Consider the following 7,694-nt stretch of genomic DNA (forward strand, 5'->3'; position numbering starts at 1 on the left):
GGTTGTGCAACAACGATATGGAACTTGCATTAACGGGCAATGAAAACGGCTGGTGGATCGTCAGCCATGAAAGCAAACTTTGGTTACCGAACGGTGAATTGCCGTCGGGAACGGCCGCCGCCCTCGGGCTGCAGGGCCACATGGCGCGCACCATCGGTGAATGGGAGGGCGCGCCGGTTTGGCTGGTGCGCCAGGCGATGCCGCGGGAGATGGGCTCGGTGCGTCAGCTGTTGGATCAGGATCGCGGCTTGTTCCAGCTAGCCGGGCGCGGCGTGCAGCTGGCGGATTTCTACCGCTCCCATCGCTATTGCGGCTACTGCGGCCATGAGATGCACCTCAGCCGCACCGAAAGCGCCTGCCTGTGCGGCCATTGCAAGGAGCGCTACTACCCGCAGATCGCGCCCTGCGTGATCGTCGCCATTCGGCGCGAGGATCAGATCCTGCTGGCGCAGCACGTGCGCCATCGCGGCGGCATTCACACGGTGCTGGCCGGCTTCGTCGAAGTGGGCGAAACGCTGGAACAGGCGGTGGCGCGTGAAGTGATGGAAGAGAGCAACATTGAAATCAAAAACCTGCGCTATGTCACTTCGCAACCCTGGCCGTTCCCGCACTCGCTGATGATGGCCTTTATGGCCGATTACCATCAGGGCGAAATCCGTCACGATCCCAAAGAGTTGCTCAACGCCGGCTGGTATCGTTACGACCAATTGCCGCTGTTGCCGCCGCCCGGCACCGTGGCACGCCGCTTGATTGAGGACACCGTGGCGCTGTGCCGGGCAGAATAATGTACAATGGCCGGCAGATTATTAAGGGAGCCCCATAAATGACTGAGTTGAAGAACGATCGTTACCTGCGCGCGCTGTTGCGTCAGCCGGTGGATGTGACCCCCGTATGGATGATGCGCCAGGCCGGTCGTTATTTACCGGAGTACAAGGCAACCCGCGCCCAGGCCGGTGATTTCATGTCGCTGTGCAAGAACGCGGAGCTGGCCTGTGAGGTCACGCTGCAGCCGCTGCGCCGCTATGCGCTGGACGCCGCCATCCTGTTCTCCGACATTCTCACCATTCCTGACGCCATGGGGCTTGGCCTGTACTTTGAAGCCGGCGAAGGTCCGCGTTTCAGCTCACCCGTCACCTGTCGTGCCGACGTCGACAAACTGCCGGTGTTCGATCCGGAAGTGGAGCTGGGCTATGTGATGAACGCGGTGCGCACCATCCGCCGCGAGCTGAAGGGCGAAGTGCCGTTGATCGGCTTTTCCGGCAGCCCGTGGACGCTGGCGACTTACATGGTCGAGGGCGGCAGCAGCAAGGCCTTCACCAAGCTGAAGAAGATGATGTATGCCGAACCGGCGACGCTGCACCTGTTGCTGGACAAGCTGGCGGACAGCGTGATTCTGTACCTCAACGCCCAGATCAAGGCCGGTGCGCAGTCGGTGATGGTGTTCGACACCTGGGGCGGCGTACTGACCGGGCGCGACTACCGCGAGTTCTCTTTGCACTACATGCACAAGATCGTCGATGGTCTGCTGCGTGAAAACGACGGCCGCCGCGTGCCGGTGACGCTGTTCACCAAAGGCGGCGGGCAATGGCTGGAGGCGATGGCCGCCACCGGCTGCGACGCGCTGGGGCTGGACTGGACCACCGACATCGCCGACGCGCGCCGTCGCGTAGGCGACAAAGTGGCGCTGCAGGGCAATATGGATCCGTCGATGCTCTATGCTTCTCCGGCGCGCATCGCGGAAGAAGTGGAGACCATTCTGGCCGGTTTCGGCCACGGCAACGGTCATGTATTCAACCTGGGCCACGGCATCCATCAGGATGTGCCGCCGGAGCACGCCGGCGCCTTCGTCGAGGCGGTGCACGCGCAGTCGGCGAAATACCACCGCTGAGGATCCGAGGTGACCGATATGCAGGCCCTGCGCGCCGAACAGCTGCGGCGCGCCGCTGAAGTCATTCGCTATGACGATCTGCCGGCCGAACCGCCGGCGTTCATCGCCGGCGCCGACGTGGGCTTCGAACAAGAGGGGGCGGTGACGCGCGCCGCCATCGCCATCCTGCGCTATCCGTCGCTGGAACTGGTGGAGTATCAGGTGGCGCGCATCGCCACTGTCATGCCTTATATCCCGGGCTTCCTGTCGTTTCGCGAATACCCGGCGTTGTTGGCCGCCTGGGGGCAACTGCAGCAGAAACCGGGGCTGATCTTCGTCGATGGGCACGGCATTTCACATCCGCGGCGCCTTGGCGTCGCCAGCCATTTCGGCCTGCTGGTCGATGTGCCGACCATCGGCGTGGCCAAGAAGCGCCTGTGCGGCAAATTTGCCCCGCTGGACGCCGCCGTCGGCGCGTTGGCGCCGCTGGAAGATAAGGGCGAACAGCTGGGCTGGGTGTGGCGCAGCAAGGCGCGCTGCAACCCGCTGTTCATCTCTACCGGGCATCGCGTGGGCGCCGACAGCGCGCTGGCGTGGGTGCAACGCTGTATGGCAGGCTACCGTTTACCGGAGCCGACCCGCTGGGCCGACGCCATCGCATCGCGTCGCCCGGCGTTTCAGCGCTGGTTGCAGCAGCATCCGGAGGTGTCGCGATGAGCGATTTCGGGTACACTGCGCCGCAGATAACGCGTAAGAGAGTAAATCATGCTACGTAACCCGATTCATTTACGCCTGGAACGGCTCGAGGCCTGGCAACATTTGACCTTTATGGCCAGTTTGTGCGAGCGTATGTACCCGAATTACCAGATGTTCTGCAAACAGACCGAGTTCGGCGATCCGGCGGTTTATCGCCGCATTCTGGATTTGGTGTGGGAAACGCTGGTGGTGAAGGATGCCAAGGTCAACTTCGACAGCCAGCTCGAGAAGTTGGAAGAGGCGATTCCGTCGGCGGAAGATTACGATCTTTACGGCGTTTACCCGGCAATTGATGCCTGTATCGCATTAGGGGAACTGATCCATTCGCGGCTCGGCGGGGAGACGCTGGAGCACGCCATCGCCATCAGCGAAACATCGATTCGCACCGTGGCGATGTTGGAAATGACCCAAGCCGGTAAGGAAATGACCGACGAAGAGTTGGAAAGTTTGCCGGCGGTAGAGGAAGAATGGGACATTCAATGGGAAATTTTCCGCCTGTTGGACGCCTGTGAAGAGCGCGATATAGACCTGATCAAGGGGCTGCGATCCGACCTGCGAGAGGCCGGTGTCAGCAACATCGGGATAAATTTAGCGCAATAAGGCAACAAAACGTGATTTAACGCCTGATTTGTCATGCCTTAAGGCTTCACATCCGCACCCTGTCTGGTCTACATTTGGGGGGCGTAAAAAAAGTGGCTATCGGTGCGTGTATGCAGGAGAGTGCTGTCAATCGGCATATCCGTCGCACTCGATGCTTTGCAAACGATAAACACACTGTAAGGATAACTTATGAACAAGACTCAACTGATTGATGTAATCGCGGACAAGGCTGACCTTTCCAAAGCACAAGCTAAACTGGCTCTGGAATCGACCCTGGCTGCTATTACTGAGTCTCTGAAAGAAGGTGATGCAGTACAATTGGTTGGCTTCGGTACTTTCAAAGTAAACCATCGTAGCGAGCGCACTGGCCGCAACCCGCAGACTGGCAAAGAAATCAAAATCGCAGCAGCCAACGTGCCTGCGTTCGTTTCTGGCAAAGCACTGAAAGACGCTGTTAAATAAGACCGCGCCTCGGTGAAAAGTTTAAACAGGGGGGCGATGATGCCCCTTTTGTTTACTCGTCGGGCGTTCATGGCCGCCGGCATTGCCCTCGGTCTGAGCGCCTGCAGTTTCCATTCCGATATCCCCAGCTTTACCGCCAGCGGCTTCGTGGCCGATCAGGGCGTGATACGCCTGTGGCGTAAAGACGATGAGCAACACCGCCCACAGGTGCTGGTCAGCGTCTATAGCCCTTACCGAGGGCCGGGCACCATCACCACGCTGTACACCTATCAGGGCGACGTGCTGCGCCAAATCAAACGCAACGACGCTGACGGCGATCGAGATTCCATTCAGCTGCGCTTTGCCGACGACGGCACGGTGAGCTTTATGCAGCGCCAGTTGGCGACGCGCCGCGAACCGCTGACCAGCGATGAAATCGCCCTGTACCAATATCAGGCGCGGCGTATCCTCGAAGTGAGCAATGCGCTGCGCGCCGGCAAGGTCAAATTGCTGCAGGGGCGTTGGATGCAGGGCCAGGTGCAAACCTGCGACGGCCAGCGCTTAAAACCTGGGCTGGATGCCGCCGCCATCGTCTGGATCGAGAAGCGCGCTCGCAGCAGCAGCCGGCCGGTGAGCGTCGCCTGGCTGGAAGCGCCGGAAGGCAGCGAGCTGCTGCTGGTGGCTAACGACGACTTCTGCAGCTGGGAACCGAAAGAAGACCAGCTATAAAAAAGGCCCCGCGCTGCGGAGCCTCTTGTCATGACCGTGAAAGGTCAAATCATTTGCCGCGCGCGATCGCGCGATAACCGATATCTTTGCGGCAGAAGCTGCCCGGCCAGTGGATGCCTTCCGCCAGCTGATAGGCGCGTTGCTGCGCCTGCGCCACGGTGTCGCCCAATGCGGTGACGCACAGCACGCGACCGCCGCTGGTGACGACGTCATCGCCCTGCAGGCGCGTACCGGCGTGGAAGACTTTACCCTCGGCGCTTTCCTGTTGCGGCAGCCCCTGGATAACCTCGCCGTTGCGGTAGTCACCCGGATAACCGCCGGCCGCCAGCACCACGCCGAGCGCAGGACGCTCGTCCCAGTCGGAGGTTTTCTCGTTCAGGCGGCCTTCGGCGCCCGCCAGGCACAGCTCCACCAGATCGGAACGCAGGCGCAGCATGATCGGTTGGGTTTCCGGATCGCCAAAACGACAGTTGAATTCGATCACCTTCGGCTGACCGTCGGCGGAGATCATCAGGCCGGCGTACAGGAAGCCGACGTAGGTGTTGCCTTCCGCCGCCATGCCACGCACCGTCGGCCAGATCACCTGATCCATGGCGCGCTGGTGGATTTCGTCGGTCACTACCGGTGCCGGAGAATAGGCGCCCATACCGCCGGTGTTCGGGCCGGTGTCGCCGTCGCCGACGCGCTTGTGGTCCTGGCTGGTGGCCATCGGCACCACGTTCTCGCCGTCGACCATCACGATGAAGCTGGCTTCTTCGCCGTCGAGGAACTCTTCCACGACGATGCGATGGCCGGCGTCGCCGAAGGCATTGCCGGCCAACATGTCGCGCACCGCTTCTTCCGCTTCCTGCAGCGTCATCGCGACGATCACGCCCTTACCGGCCGCCAGGCCATCGGCCTTGATGACGATCGGCGCGCCTTTGCGGCGCACGTAGGCCAGCGCCGGCTCCACCTCGGTGAAGTTTTCATATTCGGCGGTCGGGATGCGGTGGCGCGCCAGGAAATCCTTGGTGAAGGCTTTGGAGCCTTCGAGCTGTGCGGCGGCCTGTGATGGGCCGAAAATTTTCAGACCGGCGGCCTGGAAGGCGTCGACCACGCCGATCACCAGCGGCGCTTCCGGCCCGACGATGGTCAGACCGATGTCATGGCTCTGGGCGAAAGCGACCAGGGCGGGGATGTCGGTGGCGGCGATCGCCACGTTTTCCAGATTGGCTTCCAGCGCGGTGCCGGCATTGCCCGGCGCAACATAGACTTTATCCGCCAGCGGAGACTGGGCGGCTTTCCAGGCCAGCGCGTGCTCGCGCCCGCCGTTGCCGATAATCAAAATGTTCATCAGGGGCTCCACGAATGGCGTGCGCCGGAGCGCACGCGGCAAAAGGAATTAATGGCGGAAGTGACGCATGTCGGTGAAGATCATCGCAATGCCGTGTTCGTTGGCGGCGGCGATCACTTCGTCGTCGCGGATCGAACCGCCCGGCTGGATCACGCAGGTGATGCCAACCGCCGCTGCGGCGTCGATGCCGTCGCGGAACGGGAAGAAGGCGTCGGAGGCCATGGCGGAGCCTTTTACTTCCAGCCCTTCGTCGCCCGCTTTGATGCCGGCGATCTTGGCGGAGTAAACGCGGCTCATCTGGCCGGCGCCTATGCCGATGGTCATATTGTCACGCGCATACACGATAGCGTTGGATTTCACGAACTTGGCCACTTTCCAGCAGAACAGCGCGTCACGCAGTTCCTGTTCGGTCGGCTGGCGCTCTGATACCACGCGCAGATCGCCGGCGGTCACCATGCCCAGATCGCGATCCTGCACCAGCAGCCCGCCGTTGACGCGTTTGAAGTCCAGCCCAGCCACGCGTTGCTGCCACTGGCCGCAGGCCAGCACGCGCACGTTCTGTTTGGCGGCCAGCAGGGAGCGTGCTTCCTGGGTGACGTTTGGTGCAATGATCACTTCCACGAACTGGCGGCTGATGATCGCCTGCGCGGTGGCGGCGTCCAGTTCGCGGTTAAAGGCGATGATGCCGCCGAAGGCGGAGGTCGGGTCGGTTTGGTAAGCGCGCTCATAGGCGGCCAGGATGTCGTCGCCGATCGCCACGCCGCAAGGGTTGGCGTGCTTGACGATCACGCAGGCCGGTTCGGCGAACTCTTTCACGCATTCCAGCGCGGCGTCGGTATCGGCGATGTTGTTATAGGACAGCGCTTTGCCTTGCAGCTGTTCGGCGGTCGCGACGGACGCTTCCTTTACCTCTTCCTCTATATAGAAGGCGGCCTGCTGGTGGCCGTTCTCACCGTAGCGCATATCCTGCTTCTTGATGTAGTTGAGGTTCAGGGTGCGCGGGAAGCGGCCGGACGGCTGCTCGGTCTCGCCGTGGTACGCCGGCACCAGCGCGCCGAAGTAGTTGGCGATCATGCTGTCGTAGGCGGCGGTGTGTTCGAAAGCTTTGATGGCGAGATCGAAACGGGTGGCATAGCGCAGCGAACCATCGTTGTTGTCCATCTCGGTAATGATGGCGGCGTAGTCGCTGCACTTCACTACGATGGCGACGTCTTTATGGTTCTTGGCGGCGGAGCGCACCATGGTCGGGCCGCCGATATCGATATTCTCGACCGCATCCTCCAGCGAGCAGTCCGGGCGCGCCACGGTTTGGGCGAACGGGTACAGATTGACGACCACCATGTCGATAGGCTTGATGTCATGCTGATTCATGACGGCGTCGTCCTGGCCGCGGCGGCCGAGAATGCCGCCGTGGACTTTCGGGTGCAGGGTCTTAACTCGTCCGTCCATCATTTCCGGGAAACCGGTGTAGTCGGAAACTTCGGTAACGGGCAGACCGGCGTCTGCCAGCAGACGGGCGGTGCCGCCGGTGGAGAGCAGTTCAACGCCGCGCTGGGAAAGCGCTTCGGCGAATTCAACGATACCGGTTTTGTCAGACACGCTGAGCAGGGCCCGGCGGATTGGACGAGGTTGTTGCATGGTTTTATCCCTTGGCTTTGAGTCGCAATTAAAGAGCGTTACGTGAATGTCCACCTCGTTCTCTCTATAAAGCGCGGTTTTTTGCCTTATAAAGGGAGGGACAGGCACAAATTCAGGTAACGCCCCCATAAAAGGGGGATCGTTTCGTCGCGGGGAATTGTAGCGAAAACGTTTGCGTGGCGCTCGTAAATTTTCCGTACAAATCGCATCTGTGGATAACACTGTGCGCAAGTGGGTATAAGGCGGGGTTTTGCTGTGGAATGCAGCGAACGATCGTTTTTGCTGAAAATACCTGTTGCGGCCTGCGAGGAACTCCCTATAATGCGCCTC

Annotated in this window: 8 protein-coding genes; 6 read left to right on the forward strand and 2 right to left on the reverse strand. The window is 61.0% G+C overall.

What is annotated here, in order from left to right; genetic code table 11:
• Positions 1–17 precede the first annotated feature (17 nt).
• From nudC to GKN89_RS23690, 6 genes are all read left to right on the forward strand, one after another.
• On the forward strand, positions 18–785 hold the full coding sequence (nudC, locus tag GKN89_RS23665; RefSeq protein ID WP_025160202.1) for an NAD(+) diphosphatase: 768 nt from the start codon (positions 18–20) through the stop codon (positions 783–785).
• A 38-nt stretch (positions 786–823) separates the two neighbouring features.
• Positions 824–1,888 carry a uroporphyrinogen decarboxylase gene (gene hemE, locus GKN89_RS23670; protein ID WP_004929877.1) on the forward strand — a complete coding sequence of 355 codons (1,065 nt, stop codon included), beginning with the start codon at positions 824–826 and terminating at the stop codon, positions 1,886–1,888.
• A gap of 9 nt (positions 1,889–1,897) precedes the next feature.
• Positions 1,898–2,584, forward strand: coding sequence for a deoxyribonuclease V (gene nfi / locus GKN89_RS23675; RefSeq protein ID WP_063917914.1), 687 nt, complete (start codon positions 1,898–1,900; stop codon positions 2,582–2,584).
• Between the two features lie 48 nt (positions 2,585–2,632).
• Positions 2,633–3,223: a YjaG family protein gene (locus GKN89_RS23680; protein ID WP_025160203.1), complete on the forward strand. Its 591-nt coding sequence runs from the start codon at positions 2,633–2,635 to the stop codon at positions 3,221–3,223.
• 189 nt (positions 3,224–3,412) lie between these two features.
• On the forward strand, positions 3,413–3,685 hold the full coding sequence (gene hupA / locus GKN89_RS23685) for a nucleoid-associated protein HU-alpha (protein ID WP_004929874.1): 273 nt from the start codon (positions 3,413–3,415) through the stop codon (positions 3,683–3,685).
• A 36-nt stretch (positions 3,686–3,721) separates the two neighbouring features.
• Positions 3,722–4,393: a DUF1481 domain-containing protein gene (locus GKN89_RS23690; RefSeq protein WP_026036179.1), complete on the forward strand. Its 672-nt coding sequence runs from the start codon at positions 3,722–3,724 to the stop codon at positions 4,391–4,393.
• 49 nt (positions 4,394–4,442) lie between these two features.
• On the opposite strand, the gene purD is transcribed toward GKN89_RS23690, so the two are convergent.
• Both purD and purH read right to left on the reverse strand, forming a co-directional pair.
• Entirely contained in the window at positions 4,443–5,726 is a 1,284-nt protein-coding gene (gene purD / locus GKN89_RS23695) for a phosphoribosylamine--glycine ligase (RefSeq protein WP_019456427.1), read from the reverse strand.
• Positions 5,727–5,774: 48 nt separating this feature from the next.
• Entirely contained in the window at positions 5,775–7,364 is a 1,590-nt protein-coding gene (purH, locus tag GKN89_RS23700) for a bifunctional phosphoribosylaminoimidazolecarboxamide formyltransferase/IMP cyclohydrolase (protein ID WP_154747888.1), read from the reverse strand.
• Positions 7,365–7,694 lie beyond the last annotated feature (330 nt).

This window comes from Serratia sp. YC16, assembly GCF_009707615.1.
Taxonomy (GTDB): domain Bacteria; phylum Pseudomonadota; class Gammaproteobacteria; order Enterobacterales; family Enterobacteriaceae; genus Serratia; species Serratia surfactantfaciens.